The organism is Tabrizicola sp., from assembly GCF_031377265.1.
In the GTDB taxonomy this organism is placed as follows: domain Bacteria; phylum Pseudomonadota; class Alphaproteobacteria; order Rhodobacterales; family Rhodobacteraceae; genus JAUYQR01.
Map to the genome: position 1 here is coordinate 1 of NZ_JANMET010000171.1, position 12,575 is coordinate 12,575.

A 12,575-nucleotide genomic window follows, 5' to 3' on the forward strand; every position below is an offset into this window, starting at 1 on the left:
ATTGGTCCAGACGCAGCACTGGCCCGCGCCGGACGTTAAGCCCAGGTTTGAACGACCGAGGCACGCCCGGTTCAATTTCTCAAATCTGCGGAGAATATTCATGCACGCTACCATTGCCCCCAACCCCTTTGCCCCCACCCCCGATTTCGCCGCGCTGATGCCCGAAGACGCGGTGCTGGTGGATGAGGGCGTGTCCTCCTCTCGGTTCCTCGCCCCGGCGCTGGCAGGCGCCCGTGGGCATGATGTGCTGACCATTACCGGCGGGTCCATCGGCTTTGGCCTGCCCGCCGCCGTTGGGGCCGCCATCGCCTGCCCGGACCGCAAGGTCGTGGTGCTGGAGGGGGACGGCTCGGGCATGTACACGCTGCAATCGCTGTGGACGATGGCGCGTGAGGCGCTGGACGTGACGGTCGTGGTCTTCGCCAACCGTGGCTACCAGATCCTGCGCGATGAACTGGTGGCAGTGGGTGTCACCGATGTGGGCCGCAATGCGGTGCGGATGTTCGACGTGGTTGACCCGACGCTGGATTGGGTGGCACTGGCCCGTGGCCATGGCGTGCAGGGCCAGCGGGTGACCGATATGGCCGGTTTCAACGCGGCATTTGCCGAAGCAATGGGCCAGCGCGGGCCAAGGCTGATCGAGGTGGTCTGCTAGTCGCGCGCCGTCACGCGCCGCCCGGCACCTGGTTCAGCGCCTTGTTATAGGCATGCCAATCGCTGATGTCGGGGTAATGGCGTTTCCGCCACGCCTTCACGCGCGGGTTCATGATCCGCTTCCACAAAGGCGGCACCATCGCGGCCATCGTCATCATCGGATAGCCGTATGGCAGCTGCGGTGCGTCATCCTCGGTGTAGGTCTGCAACAAGGGAAACCGCCGGTCCGGCTTGTAATGGTGATCGGAATGTCTTTGCAGGTTGATCAGCAGCCAGTTCGACGCCCGGTGCGCCGCGTTCCACGAATGGCGCGGCATAACGTGTTCGTACTTGCCCTGGCCAAGATGCCGGCGGGTCAGTCCGTAATGCTCGATGTAGTTCACCAGCTCCAGCTGCCAGATCGCAACGAAGGCCTGCACGCAGAACAGCGCCAGCCCCTGCCAGCCGGCAAGGATCAGCGCCAGCAGCATCATCCCCCCCTGCAATGCCGCATAGCGCCAGTACGGGTTCGAAAGGTGGTGCCAAGGCAGCCCCTTGCGCGCCAGCATCGCCACCTCGGCCTTCCAGGCAGATCGGTGGCAACTGACCAGCACGCGCGGAAAGAAGCGCTGGAAGCCCTCGTTGTAGCGCGCCGTCACCGGGTCTTTCGGGGTGCCGACATACAGGTGATGCACCCGCAGATGTTCCGACCGGAAATGCGAATACAGCACCGAGGCAAGCAACAGATCGGCCAGCCAGCGTTCCAGCCTTGATTTCTGGTGCATCAATTCGTGGCTGTAATTGATCCCAATGGTACCTGAAATCACCCCCATGCCAAAGAACAGCCCGATCTTTTCGACCAGAACCAGATGATCGGCACGGGGAACATACCACAGCATCAGGCACAGCACCGCGAACTGGATCGGGAACCAGATCAGCGTGATCAGCCGGTAAAGCCCCAGCCGTTCCTCCCCCGTCGCGGGATCAGGGTTCGCCTCGTTCAGGCCGGTCAGCGTGTCGAGGATGGAAAACATCCCCCACGAATACAGCGGCAGCAACAGCACCGTCCAACCACCGACATACATGCCGGTCAGCGCCAGTGGCACCATGCCAAGCGACAGCCAGAACGGCAGAGCGTTGGGAAGCGGATCGGTCATGTTGCCTCGCATCTGATCAGCATATCGCAAAGCACCGTCCGCTCAACTCAAGGCAAGGGCCGATGACGCAAGGTCAAAGGCTTTTCGCATTACTGTGGGCAGGTCAGCAGGACGGAAATCTGCCTTCGGGACCAGCGTCCCGCGCAGCACAGCTTCGCGACCAAGGGTGGCGATATGAAGGCGCAGGATCAGGTGGAAATGCGTGAAGGTATGGCGCACCTCGCCAATCTCGGTCCATTCGGCCTCGGCCGGGGCCGGGCCACCCGCGCCGTCCCAGGCATCACCGGGAAAGCCCAGCATCCCGCCCAACAGGCCCTTGTCGGGTCGGCGTTCCAGCAACCACGCGTCGCCCCGCCGCGCCAGCCACAGCACGCCGTGGCGCGTGGGCTTTTCCGGTTTTGCACGCTTGCGCGGCAGGTCGGCCTGCACCCCCTCGCGCCGGGCAAGGCAGGATTGCATCCAGGGGCATAGCCCGCAGGCCGGGTTGCGCGGGGTGCAGATCGTGGCGCCAAGGTCCATCACCGCTTGGGCATAATCGCCGGGGCGAAGGGCGGGGGTCAGGATCGCGGCCAGACGCGTCAGTTCTGCCTTGGCATCCGGCAGCGGGGTCTGCACCAGATGCAGCCGCGCCATCACCCGCTCCACATTGCCGTCCACCACGGTGGCCGCCTCGTCAAAGGCGATCGCTGCAATGGCGGCTGCGGTATAAGGCCCGATCCCCGGCAGCGTTCGCAATCCCGCCACCGTGCCCGGAAACCGCCCCCCATGCTCCGCCACTACGGCGCGCGCGCATTTCAAGAGGTTGCGGGCGCGGGCGTAATAGCCAAGCCCCGCCCATTCCCCCATCACATCCGCGTCACGCGCGGCGGCAAGTGCCGCAACATCCGGCCAGCGTGCGGTGAAGCGGTGGAAATAGTCCTTTACCGCCGCCACTGTGGTCTGCTGCAACATCACCTCGGACAGCCAGACCCTGTAGGGATCTGGCCGCACCCCCGCAGCGCGATCCTGCGGCAAGGTACGCCATGGCATCACCCGTGCATGGGCGTCATACCAGCGCAAAAGCTGGTCGCTCAGGCCATCGGGATCAACGGTGTCGCGCACGGTTGGGCAACTTTCATGGTTGTTGGCCAGACAAAGATAGCCTGTGGGGCGGCGAACGCCAGACCACCGGTCACAAACGCCCCCGGTCCGGCTTTGTCACGCAATCTTTATGCCGCGTGCGCAAGACCGCCACTGGCGGTGGGCGCGGGCTGCGATACTATGCTATCTGCAAAGACAGGAAGAAATGACCCGCAAACCATCCCCTTCGCCAAGCCCAACCCGCCGGATGCGGGGATTTGAGGCTGCGGCAGGTCTGGTGAAAGACCCGATCCGCGTCGCTGGGGAATCGCGCGGCTTTGCGGTGGCGCGCCTGCTGACCCATTGGGCCGAGGTTGCCGGTGAAGACCTTGCCCGCATCACCCGCCCCGTCAAGATCGGCTACGGGCGCGAAGGCATGGGGGCCACGCTGACGCTCTTGGTCAGCGGCGCCCATGCGCAAATGGTTGAAATGCAAAAGGGCGGCCTGAAGGACAGAGTCAACGCCGTCTACGGCTATGCTGCGATCTCGCGGGTGCATCTGACCCAGACCGCACCCATCGGCTTTGCCGAGGGGCAGGCAGAATTCCAGCCCGCACCAAAGGCTGTTGCACCGCCCGATCCCGCGATTGCGGCCCGCGCGACTGCGGCCGCCGACGGTGTCGGTGACCCCGGCCTGCGGGCGGCCCTTGAAGCCCTGGCGCAAAACATTTTAACTCGTCGAAACTGAAAAAGGACGCTGACCGATGCTGAAGATCAATCGCCGGGCACTGATTGCACTGGCCGCGGCCACCGCCGTCTCTCCCGCTTTCGCCGAAACCACACCCACCGCACCCGAGCCGACCGATTTCTCCCTCGGCAGCCCGGACGCCAAGGTGAAGATGGTCGAATACGCCTCCTTCACCTGCCCGCATTGCGCCCAGTTTCATGCCGACGTCTTCGGCAAGCTGAAAAAGGATTACATCGACACCGGCAAGGTCTACTTCACCCTGCGCGAGGTGTATTTTGACCGCTACGGCCTGTGGGCTGCGATGGTTGCGCGCTGTGGCGGCGAAATGCGGTACTTCGGCATCCACGACGTGCTGTTCGACACTCAGCAGGAATGGGCCGCGTCCGACGATCCGACCGTTGTAGTGAACAACCTCAAGACCATCGCCATCGCGGCCGGCATGGAAGGCAGCGCCGTCGATGCCTGCCTGAACGATGGCCCGATGGCCGAAGCGCTGATCAAGCGGTTTGAGACAAACATGGCCGCCGATGAGGTGAAGGGCACGCCGACGATCTTTGTGAACGGCACCCAGTATTCCAACATGCCTTATGACGAGCTGAAGAAGATCATCGACGCCGAACTGGCGAAGTAACCGATGTCCGCGCCACTGGAAGGCATCCGCGTTATAGAACTGGCGCGGATTCTGGCTGGCCCTTGGGCCGGTCAGACCTTGGCCGACCTTGGCGCGGACGTGATCAAGGTGGAATCGCCCGAAGGCGACGACACCCGCCAATGGGGCCCGCCGTTCATCGACTCCGCTGGCGAGAAATCCGCCGCTTACTTCCACGCAACCAACCGGGGCAAACGGTCGGTTATCTGTGATTTCCGCACGCCCGAAGGCCAGGAGACCGTCCGCCGTCTGGTGGCTGACGCCGATGTGGTGATCGAGAACTTCAAGGTCGGCGGCCTGGCGAAATACGGGCTGGATTGGGACAGCCTGCGCAAAGTAAACCCCCGGCTGATCTATTGCTCGATCACCGGCTTTGGCCAGACCGGGCCTTACGCGCACCGGGCGGGCTATGATTTCATCATCCAAGGCATGGCCGGGCTGATGAGCGTGACCGGCGCCCCGGACGGCCAGCCGCAAAAGGTGGGCGTGGCGGTGACCGACATTTTCACCGGCGTCTATGCCGCCACCGCGATCCTTGCGGCATTGGTGCAGCGCGGGCGCACCGGCGCGGGCCAGCAGATCGACATGGCGCTGATGGATGTGGCGACCGGGATCATGGCCAATCAGGCGATGAATTACCTTGTGTCGGGCAAGCCCCCCGGCCTGATGGGCAATGCGCACCCCAACCTTGCCCCCTATGCCGTCTTCGATTGCGCCGATGGCTGGATCATCATCGCCACCGGCAATGATGGCCAATACCGACGGCTTTGCGCGCTGCTGTCGCTGTCCGATATGGCCACCGCACCGGACTATCTGACCAATGCCGACCGCATCGCCAACCGAGCCGCGATGACCGCGCGGATCACTGCAGCCACCAAGGCCTGGACCAAGGCCGATCTTCTTGTCGCCTGTGAGGCCGAAGGCGTGCCCGCCGGGCCGATCAACGATCTGGCCGAGGTGTTTGCCGACCCGCAGGTTCAGGCGCGCGGCATGCAAATCGCACCCGGCGGCCTGCCGGGCCTGCGCAGCCCGATGACCTTCTCGGATGCCGAACTGTCACTGGATCGTCCGGCCCCACGGCTGGGCCAGCATCAGCACGAAGTGCTTGGAAAACCAGATTAAACCCCAATCCCGGCAAGCGCTGCGTCCAGCGGTGTGCAGTCCTCGATCGTAAGGCGCACCACCACGATCAGCACCTTGGCCCTGAACGCCTCGGGCAACCGGGCGGCGTCCTTTTCAGTGGTCACCAACTGTGCGCCCAAAGCCGTGGCTTCGGTCTCCAGCCGCTGCAACAGCGCGGGCGACAGTGGCTGATGATCCGCCAATGCCTCGCCGCGCAAGACCTGCGCCCCTTCGGTACGTAGTGTGGCGAAAAACCGGTCGGGATTGGCGATCCCGGCAAAAGCCAGCACCCGTTGGCCCTGCCAGTCCATGCCCATCCGCAACGGTGCCAGCGCGCCGGTCAGATGCGGCAGGCGGATGGCCGAACCCCACTCAGCCTTGAACGACGCCTGCGTCTCTGGCCCGCCGATCGACAAGATCAGGTCCGCGCGCGCAAGGCCCACGGTGACCGGTTCGCGCAGCGGCCCCGCGGGCAGACAGCGCCCGTTGCCAAAGCCGCGCTCGGCATCCACCACCACCAGCGACAGCGCCGGGCGCACTGACGGGTTTTGCAACCCGTCATCCAGCAAGATCACCTGCGCCCCGGCCGCCTCGGCCGCCCTGACCCCGGCTGCCCGGTCCTTTGCCACCCATGTCGGCGCGAAGGCGGCCAGCAGCAGTGGCTCATCCCCAACCTCAGCCGCCGTGTGACCGGGATCAACCCGCATCGGCCCCACCGCCGACCCCCCATACCCCCGCGATACGATATGCACCGCATGGCCGCGCGCGATCAACCGCTGGGTCAGGAATATCGTGGTGGGGGTCTTGCCGGTGCCGCCGACATTGATGTTGCCGATGCAGATCACCGGAACCTGCGCCTGATACCCGGTCTGGCGCAGCCGTCGCGCGGTCAACGTGGCATACACCGCACCCAAAGGCGCAAGCAGGCGGGCGGCAAGTGCGGGCCGGTCTGGCGGGGTGAACCAGAAGCCCGGCGCGCGCATCAGCCTTGCCCGTTCATCAACTGGCGGATCATCACCACCGCCCGTTCAGTTACCTCGGCCCCATCGGTGGCCACTGCCCACGCGGCTTGCGCCAGACGCGCGGTGCGTTCCGGGGCCAGCACATCACCCAGCGCCTCGCCCAGATCGGCGGGCGATGCGACGGCGCGGGCCGCTCGGGCCGCACCCAGTCGGCCAAAGACCGCGCCATGCCGGCCCGTCCGGGGGCCATGCAGGATGGCCGACCCCAGGGCCGCCGCTTCCAACGGGTCGCGCAATGCACCGGTGCCATACAGGCTGCCGCCGATGAAGCAGACCGGCGAAAGCCGATACCACAGGCCATATTCCGCAGGGTTATCAACGATGAAGACCTCAGTCTCCGGCTCCGGTTCCTGTTCCTGCGACCGCATTGCTACAGCCCAGCCTTCGGTTTCTTCGATATGGAGCGCCAGCGGTTCGGCCCGTGCCGGGTCTTCCGGCAGGATGATCAGCAGCAGGCGATGCGCCTGTTGCAACGCCCGCCGGTGGGCCTCGATCACGGCGGCCTCTTCCGCCTCGGGCAGGCTGGTGGCAAACCAGACAGGCCGCGCGACGAACAGCCGGGCAAGGGCCGCCCGTTCCGCCTCAAGGCAGGGAAGAACCGCGTTATCCTCTTCCATCCGGCCAGACACGGCAACGGCGGACAGCACCGCGCCAGCCTTGCGAAACGCACGGGCGGCATGTTCGTCAACAGCGCTGACATGGCGGAATGTGCCCAACGCCGACCGCATCAGGCCCGGATACCAGCCGTCCCGGTCACGCGGCAAAACCGGGGCACGCCCATTGACGACCAGCGCCGGGATCTTGCGTTGGTTCAGCTCGTGCAGCAATGCGGGGCGGATTTCACCTTCACAAAACACCGCCGCCTCCGGGCGCCAGTGATCGAGGAAGGCCTGGGTGTCTTGTGGCGTGTCGGCAGGCGGGCGCTGCACCACGATGCCCTCCCGCAAGGGCAACTCGTCAGGGCAGGTCAGCAGCACGACGATCCCATCTTCGTCGATCAGCCGCCGCGCCAGCGCCAGCAAGGCCCGCGCGCTGTCTGCAGTGGGTGCATGCAGCCAGGCGATCTGTCCTGCGGGCCGTGCCGCGTACGCAGGATTGGCCTGCGGATCGCGGCGTTGACCAAGGTTGTAAAGGGTTAGGCCAAGCGACGGCGCCATGGTTCAGTTGCCAAATTCCCCGGTCGGGGACCCGGGCTGCGCCTCATCCCGCAGGCGGTGAATATGGGCAATGAAATACCGCATATGCGCATTGTCGACCGTGCGCTGCGCCTCGGCCTTCCACGCCCGGAACGCCGAAGCATAGTCGGGAAAGATCCCGACAGTATGGATCTGCGTGGCATCCTTGAAGACAGCGCTATCGGGGGACACAAGCTCGCCGCCGAAGACGAGGTGCAGACGCTGGGACATGGGTGGCTCCGTTCCGGATGGGGTGTTCGCAAGGCAGGCGCGCGGCAAGGTATCCGGCTTTCCGGCTGGGGGGAAGGCGGGTCGGATGACCAGTGTGTGAAGCTTGGGGATGGCAGGATGGCGCATGATGCTGCAAGCCACGGCGCGCCGCACTCCGGCATTGGCGGGGGGTGAGGGGTCCGTCGAGGGGGGCGCCGAGGTGCGGCGATCCGGGCGTTAATGCAAGGGATTAGCGGGGTTTTCGGCGTCTTCTTTCCGTCTTCCTTGCGTCGTCCTTCCGTCTCCACGCACGGAAGACGAAAGGGGCGTTAACCATGTGGGGCGAATCGGGGGTAAAGGGGTCGGTGGGATGGCACCCGCCCTACGGCTCGCATAAAGATCGATGAAGGCTGATACGTAGATAACACACTCTATGGCTGACTATCGATTCGCCAATTCAGCAAGAAACTGTTTTCGGCGCTTATCTGATATTGGCGGATAGCCCTCAGAACTCCATAGATCAACTATTGCGCGAACAGTTGAGTACTGCTCCAACTTTCGCAAAACTATGCTTGATAGGATTGAGGATATCTCTTGAGCAATTTGATACGGATCGCTGTTCTGATCCACGGCCCACCATTTGTCCTCCTGTGGAGACAAGAAGTCGCCAAGCCGCCAGTACAAATGGCCCTCATGCCCATGCATTTTATCAAGGTCATCTATCTCTGGATCAAGAAGCGCCTTCACGACTGTCGACACATTCATAGTGAAGAAAATCCTGTCCTTAGTGCTCTTTTGGCTCTTTTGAAACTCAGCAAGGTGTCTAACGTCCGCTAGATCTTTCCAGAACACTCTTCCTCGCTTTGCGAAACCATTCTCATGCAAACTCGCATAAACCAGATTACTGACTGCTTTGTACTTTTCCTCTGTTGCGGCTTCGTGTGTCATGGCCCCCTCACAACCACCGTTTTAACTCCAAGGACTACATCAATCCAGAAGTCTTTTGCCCTCTGACTTGGTGAGTAGCGGCTACTTCCAAGCTTTGTTTCGACATAGCCAACCAGCCTATCCCCAATCCTCACCTCTATATCATGCACTCTCGTTCCAAATGGAGTCTTGACCGGAACCTCGGTTCTGATGTTCCGTCCAGCTTGTCGCAACAAATCCGCGAAATAGTCTCTGAACGCATCACCAGCGGCCTTATTCGCTCCCACGCCTCTCGAAGCTGCGCCCAGCCCTGCGGCGGCGGCACCCCCTGCACCAGCGCTCCATGCCGCCCCAAGACCGCCGAAAGCAAAACCGAAAGTGAAGTCTCGCGTTGCTTCTTGCCAAGTATAGCAGGGGTCGAGCAGCCAGCCAATGTATACAGACACTGCACCCCAAGCGACGCCAGCACAGACCGGGGCCCAAGCAATCGCTGGCCCGAAGCACTGACCCGTCGGGTCCATGTTCATCATCGGGTTTTGACCGGCGTAGCCATACACGCTCGCGCCGTCCACCAGCCCCAGCGGGTCGGCCTCCAGATACCGCCCCGTCGTCGGGTCGTAGTCGCGCATCCAGTTCTGGTGGAGGCCGGATTCGGTCTGGAACCACTGGCCGGGGAAGTGCGCGGTGGGGTGGGGGCCGGTGGAGATTTGGACGCCGCCGAAGGGGGTGTAGGTGGCGGCGATGGCCGTGCGGGCGGTGGGGCGCGATGGCCGACAACTCCGTCGGCGGGCAGGCCGGATGCGGCGGCTGGGGCTTGCGCGGGCGCGGCTTAGAGGCCAAATAGGAATCACGGCTCCGTGAGGCCGCAATTCGCAGGAGGAATTGATGAACTTGCAGGATTTCTTGGGTGGCAACGCGGTGTTTCTGGCGATTGCCGCCTTCATCATCGCTTGCATCTTTCTGGGCGTGCGGATCGTGCCGCAATCCGAAAAGCATGTGGTTGAACGGTTCGGCCAGCTGCGCTCGGTCTTGGGGCCCGGCCTCAATTTCGTGGTGCCGTTCCTTGACCGGATCGCCCACAAGGTTTCGGTTCTGGAACGCCAGTTGCCGAATGCCAGTCAGGATGCCATCACCGCCGACAACGCGCTGGTGAAGGTGGAAACCAGCGTGTTCTACCGGGTGACCGAACCGGAAAAGACCGTCTACCGCATTCGTGACGTTGATGGCGCCATTGCCACCACCGTCGCCGGTATCGTGCGGTCGGAAATCGGCAAGCTTGAACTGGACCAAGTGCAGTCCAACCGCGCCCAGCTGATCGACCGCGTGCGCGAGCAGGTGTCGGCCATGGTCGATGACTGGGGGGTCGAGGTGACGCGCGCCGAAATTCTGGACGTCAACCTGGATGAGGCGACCCGTGCGGCAATGATGCAGCAGCTGAACGCCGAACGCGCCCGCCGCGCGCAGGTGATGGAGGCCGAGGGCAAGAAGCGGTCGGTCGAGCTGGCCGCCGACGGCGATCTTTACGCCGCCGAACAGGCCGCCAAGGCGCGCCGTGTGACCGCGGACGCCGAGGCCTATGCGACGGGCGTCATCGCGGTGGCGATCAAGGAAAGCGGGCTTGAGGCGGCGCAGTTCCAGATCGCCCTGAAGCAGGTCGAGGCGCTGCAGGCCGTGGCCGTAGGCCAGGGACGGCAGACCATTCTGGTGCCGGCCAATGCGCTGGATGCCTTCTCCGATGCCTTCAAGATGCTGCGGGGGCGCACCTGAATGTGGCATGACCTGTTTTCAGTCTGGTGGGTGTGGATCGTCTTTGGCTTTGCGCTTGGCGTGCTGGAAATCATGATCCCCGGTTTCATCTTCCTTGGCTTTGCCATCGGTGCGGTGTTGACCGGGGTGCTGGTGGGGCTGGGGATGGCCCCGGCCTCGTTGCCGGTGCTGCTGTTGGTCTTTGCGGTTGCCTCGGTGCTGGCCTGGCTGGCGTTGCGGCGCATCGTCGGGGTGCGCACCGGGCAAGTGAAGATCTGGGACAAGGACGTCAATGACTAAGCCGTTCGGCTTGTATCAGAACCCGGGCTGGGGCTCGGCGATCATCGAGGCGCAGCTGGCGGTTTACGGGCTGCCCTATGACCTGATCGACGCCGGCGGCAGTGTCAGCGAGGCTGCGGTGCAAGAGGCGATGCGCGGGGTGAACCCGCTGTTGCAGGTGCCCGCGCTGATCCTGCCAAACGGCGCGGTGATGACCGAAACCGCCGCGATGACGCTGTATCTGGCGGATATTGCTGGCACCGACACGCTGGTGCCGGGGCCAGGCGCACCCGAACGCGCGGCCTTCCTGCGTTGGCTGATCTTTCTGGTCGCCGCCGTCTACCCGAGCTTTGCCTATGGCGATGTGCCGACCCGCTTTGTGCCACCCGAGGGTGCCGAGGCGTTTCAGGCCCGCGTCATCGAACATCGCAAAGCGATGTGGCGGGTAATGGAGGCCGAGGCGTCAGGTCCGTACTTCTTGGGTGTGCGCTTTTCGGTGATCGACATCTATCTGGCCGTAATGACACGCTGGCGTCCCGGCGAGGCTTGGTTTCAGACCGAAACGCCAAAGCTTTGGGCCGCCGGAGCCACTGCAGCGTTGCGTCCCGGCATCGCGCCAGTAATGGCGCGGAACTTCAGCTGATGGATTTCGTCGGCTGCAAGGCCGCATTCTTTTGTGACAGCCGCATCCTTGCCTGTCAGCGCGACGATAAACCCGATCTGCGATGGCCCGGTCTTTGGGATTTGCCCGGTGGCGGCCGTGAAGGCGCGGAAACTCCCGAAGACTGCCTTCTGCGCGAGCTTGCGGAAGAATTCGGCCTGCGCCTGTTGCCGGATCGGCTGATCTGGCGGCAGGTGTTTCCCTCGATGCTGGATGCAAGCCGCCAGTCGGTGTTCTTTGGCGGCCTGCTGTCAGAGGCCGAAGTGCGCTCGATCCGGTTCGGCGATGAGGGGCAGGGGTGGGAGCTGATGCCGGTGGCAACCTTCCTCGCGCACCGGCAAGCGGTGCCGGAAATGCAACGGCGGGCAGGGATCGTCTGGGAAGACCGGCTGACGTGGTAGCAATCGCCAGCCTTGCCCCTCAGCGCGGAAGCGTCGCGATCAGCGCACGGGCGGCGGCGGCGGGGTTGGCCGCCTGCCAGATCGGGCGGCCCACGACGATGTGGTCGGCACCGTCGATGATGGCCTGATGCGGTGTGGCGATCCGCTTCTGGTCGCCCGCCGCGGCACCTGCCGGGCGAACGCCGGGGGTGACGATCAGTTTGCCGCGCGCCTGCGGCAGGGCGCGGATCATCGCGGCCTCTTGCGGCGAGGCGATCACCCCATCGGCCCCCGCCTCCAGCGCCCGTGCCGCGCGTTCCAGCGTGATCTCGCGGATGTCGCCCGCCTTGATCAGGTTGGCATCCAGATCATCGCGGTCAAGCGAGGTCAGCACGGTGACCGCAAGGATCTTCATCGCCGATCCGCCTTTGCCGGTGGCTGCTGCCGTCACCACCTGCGGGTCACCATGCACGGTCAGGAAATCAAGATCGTATTGCGCCAGCCCGCGCACGGCTGCCTCAACGGTGGCGCCAATGTCGAAAAGCTTCATGTCCAGAAAGACGCGCTTGCCGTGTTCATGCTTCAGGTCATTGGCCAAGGCCAGCCCGCCGCCGGTCAACATGCCGAGGCCGATCTTGTAAAACCCCACGGCGCTGCCGATCCGCGCAACAAGGTCCAGCCCCTGCACGATGTTTTGCACATCAAGCGCCACGATCAGGCGGTCATCAGACATGGGGCCTCCCTTTTTGCAGCCTCTTGCGGCGCGGGACGCATGAAGTCAAGCAAGCGGCCGGCCAAGGCTGCACC

16 protein-coding genes are annotated in these 12,575 nt (G+C 64.0%); 8 read left to right on the forward strand and 8 right to left on the reverse strand.

Annotation, left to right across the window (positions count from 1 at the left end; genetic code table 11):
- Window positions 1-100: 100 nt before the first annotated feature.
- Window positions 101-655, forward strand: a complete 555-nt coding sequence (locus tag RMO18_RS09975; RefSeq protein WP_309665630.1) for a thiamine pyrophosphate-dependent enzyme — start codon at window positions 101-103, stop codon at window positions 653-655.
- Between the two features lie 10 nt (window positions 656-665).
- Here the strand turns inward: RMO18_RS09975 and RMO18_RS09980 are convergent, their stop codons facing one another.
- Together RMO18_RS09980 and mutY are read right to left on the reverse strand one after the other, a co-directional pair.
- Window positions 666-1,790, reverse strand: coding sequence for an alkane 1-monooxygenase (locus tag RMO18_RS09980; RefSeq protein ID WP_309665631.1), 1,125 nt, complete (start codon window positions 1,788-1,790; stop codon window positions 666-668).
- A gap of 42 nt (window positions 1,791-1,832) precedes the next feature.
- A complete protein-coding gene (gene mutY, locus RMO18_RS09985) occupies window positions 1,833-2,891 on the reverse strand; it encodes an A/G-specific adenine glycosylase (RefSeq protein ID WP_309665632.1) in 1,059 nt (352 codons plus the stop codon).
- A 184-nt stretch (window positions 2,892-3,075) separates the two neighbouring features.
- Between mutY and RMO18_RS09990 the strand changes: the two genes are divergently transcribed.
- The 3 genes from RMO18_RS09990 to RMO18_RS10000 are packed head-to-tail and all read left to right on the forward strand — an operon-like array spanning window position 3,076 to window position 5,368.
- The gene (locus RMO18_RS09990) at window positions 3,076-3,597 is read left to right on the forward strand and encodes a DUF721 domain-containing protein (RefSeq protein ID WP_309665633.1); all 522 of its coding nucleotides are present in this window, start codon (window positions 3,076-3,078) and stop codon (window positions 3,595-3,597) included.
- Between the two features lie 16 nt (window positions 3,598-3,613).
- Window positions 3,614-4,228 (forward strand): DsbA family protein, encoded by a 615-nt coding sequence (locus RMO18_RS09995; protein WP_309665634.1) that lies wholly within the window; start codon window positions 3,614-3,616, stop codon window positions 4,226-4,228.
- Between the two features lie 3 nt (window positions 4,229-4,231).
- On the forward strand, window positions 4,232-5,368 hold the full coding sequence (locus tag RMO18_RS10000) for a CaiB/BaiF CoA-transferase family protein (protein ID WP_309665635.1): 1,137 nt from the start codon (window positions 4,232-4,234) through the stop codon (window positions 5,366-5,368).
- Here the strand turns inward: RMO18_RS10000 and lpxK are convergent.
- The 5 genes from lpxK to RMO18_RS10025 all read right to left on the reverse strand — a co-directional run bounded on the left by lpxK (window position 5,365) and on the right by RMO18_RS10025 (window position 9,658).
- Window positions 5,365-6,351 carry a tetraacyldisaccharide 4'-kinase gene (lpxK, locus tag RMO18_RS10005; protein ID WP_309665636.1) on the reverse strand — a complete coding sequence of 329 codons (987 nt, stop codon included), beginning with the start codon at window positions 6,349-6,351 and terminating at the stop codon, window positions 5,365-5,367. The genes RMO18_RS10000 and lpxK overlap by 4 nt on opposite strands.
- Window positions 6,351-7,547 carry a glycosyltransferase N-terminal domain-containing protein gene (locus RMO18_RS10010; protein WP_309665638.1) on the reverse strand — a complete coding sequence of 399 codons (1,197 nt, stop codon included), beginning with the start codon at window positions 7,545-7,547 and terminating at the stop codon, window positions 6,351-6,353. Before RMO18_RS10010 ends, lpxK begins: the two co-directional genes overlap by 1 nt.
- 3 nt (window positions 7,548-7,550) lie before the next feature.
- Window positions 7,551-7,796, reverse strand: a complete 246-nt coding sequence (locus RMO18_RS10015; protein ID WP_309665639.1) for a DUF4170 domain-containing protein — start codon at window positions 7,794-7,796, stop codon at window positions 7,551-7,553.
- 420 nt (window positions 7,797-8,216) lie between these two features.
- Window positions 8,217-8,723 (reverse strand): DUF4304 domain-containing protein, encoded by a 507-nt coding sequence (locus RMO18_RS10020; protein WP_309665640.1) that lies wholly within the window; start codon window positions 8,721-8,723, stop codon window positions 8,217-8,219.
- On the reverse strand, window positions 8,720-9,658 hold the full coding sequence (locus RMO18_RS10025) for an RHS repeat-associated core domain-containing protein (protein ID WP_309665641.1): 939 nt from the start codon (window positions 9,656-9,658) through the stop codon (window positions 8,720-8,722). The genes RMO18_RS10020 and RMO18_RS10025 overlap by 4 nt, the downstream gene beginning before the upstream one ends.
- On the opposite strand from RMO18_RS10025, the gene RMO18_RS10030 reads away from it, so the two are divergent.
- The 4 genes from RMO18_RS10030 to RMO18_RS10045 are packed head-to-tail and all read left to right on the forward strand — an operon-like array spanning window position 9,588 to window position 11,789.
- The gene (locus RMO18_RS10030) at window positions 9,588-10,469 is read left to right on the forward strand and encodes an SPFH domain-containing protein (protein ID WP_309665642.1); all 882 of its coding nucleotides are present in this window, start codon (window positions 9,588-9,590) and stop codon (window positions 10,467-10,469) included. The genes RMO18_RS10025 and RMO18_RS10030 overlap by 71 nt on opposite strands.
- A complete protein-coding gene (locus RMO18_RS10035; RefSeq protein WP_309665643.1) occupies window positions 10,470-10,748 on the forward strand; it encodes a hypothetical protein in 279 nt (92 codons plus the stop codon).
- Window positions 10,741-11,370, forward strand: a complete 630-nt coding sequence (locus RMO18_RS10040) for a glutathione S-transferase family protein (RefSeq protein ID WP_309665644.1) — start codon at window positions 10,741-10,743, stop codon at window positions 11,368-11,370. The genes RMO18_RS10035 and RMO18_RS10040 overlap by 8 nt, the downstream gene beginning before the upstream one ends.
- Window positions 11,370-11,789, forward strand: a complete 420-nt coding sequence (locus tag RMO18_RS10045) for an NUDIX hydrolase (protein ID WP_309665645.1) — start codon at window positions 11,370-11,372, stop codon at window positions 11,787-11,789. Before RMO18_RS10040 ends, RMO18_RS10045 begins: the two co-directional genes overlap by 1 nt.
- Window positions 11,790-11,808: 19 nt before the next feature.
- On the opposite strand, the gene pyrF is transcribed toward RMO18_RS10045, so the two are convergent.
- Window positions 11,809-12,501 carry an orotidine-5'-phosphate decarboxylase gene (gene pyrF, locus RMO18_RS10050; protein WP_309665646.1) on the reverse strand — a complete coding sequence of 231 codons (693 nt, stop codon included), beginning with the start codon at window positions 12,499-12,501 and terminating at the stop codon, window positions 11,809-11,811.
- Between the last annotated feature and the right edge of the window lie 74 nt (window positions 12,502-12,575).

What these genes read in the sequence shown, in the direction of transcription:
- RMO18_RS09975 (WP_309665630.1), top strand. Translation starts at nt 101, where the DNA reads ATGCACGCTACCATTGCCCCCAACCCCTTTGCCCCCACCCCCGATTTC.
- RMO18_RS09980 (WP_309665631.1), bottom strand. Translation starts at nt 1,790, where the DNA reads ATGACCGATCCGCTTCCCAACGCTCTGCCGTTCTGGCTGTCGCTTGGC.
- RMO18_RS09990 (WP_309665633.1), top strand. Translation starts at nt 3,076, where the DNA reads ATGACCCGCAAACCATCCCCTTCGCCAAGCCCAACCCGCCGGATGCGG.
- RMO18_RS09995 (WP_309665634.1), top strand. Translation starts at nt 3,614, where the DNA reads ATGCTGAAGATCAATCGCCGGGCACTGATTGCACTGGCCGCGGCCACC.
- RMO18_RS10000 (WP_309665635.1), top strand. Translation starts at nt 4,232, where the DNA reads ATGTCCGCGCCACTGGAAGGCATCCGCGTTATAGAACTGGCGCGGATT.
- lpxK (WP_309665636.1), bottom strand. Translation starts at nt 6,351, where the DNA reads ATGCGCGCGCCGGGCTTCTGGTTCACCCCGCCAGACCGGCCCGCACTT.
- RMO18_RS10010 (WP_309665638.1), bottom strand. Translation starts at nt 7,547, where the DNA reads ATGGCGCCGTCGCTTGGCCTAACCCTTTACAACCTTGGTCAACGCCGC.
- RMO18_RS10015 (WP_309665639.1), bottom strand. Translation starts at nt 7,796, where the DNA reads ATGTCCCAGCGTCTGCACCTCGTCTTCGGCGGCGAGCTTGTGTCCCCC.
- RMO18_RS10020 (WP_309665640.1), bottom strand. Translation starts at nt 8,723, where the DNA reads ATGACACACGAAGCCGCAACAGAGGAAAAGTACAAAGCAGTCAGTAAT.
- RMO18_RS10030 (WP_309665642.1), top strand. Translation starts at nt 9,588, where the DNA reads ATGAACTTGCAGGATTTCTTGGGTGGCAACGCGGTGTTTCTGGCGATT.
- RMO18_RS10025 (WP_309665641.1), bottom strand. Translation starts at nt 9,658, where the DNA reads ATGCAAGCGATGATGAAGGCGGCAATCGCCAGAAACACCGCGTTGCCA.
- RMO18_RS10035 (WP_309665643.1), top strand. Translation starts at nt 10,470, where the DNA reads ATGTGGCATGACCTGTTTTCAGTCTGGTGGGTGTGGATCGTCTTTGGC.
- RMO18_RS10040 (WP_309665644.1), top strand. Translation starts at nt 10,741, where the DNA reads ATGACTAAGCCGTTCGGCTTGTATCAGAACCCGGGCTGGGGCTCGGCG.
- RMO18_RS10045 (WP_309665645.1), top strand. Translation starts at nt 11,370, where the DNA reads ATGGATTTCGTCGGCTGCAAGGCCGCATTCTTTTGTGACAGCCGCATC.
- pyrF (WP_309665646.1), bottom strand. Translation starts at nt 12,501, where the DNA reads ATGTCTGATGACCGCCTGATCGTGGCGCTTGATGTGCAAAACATCGTG.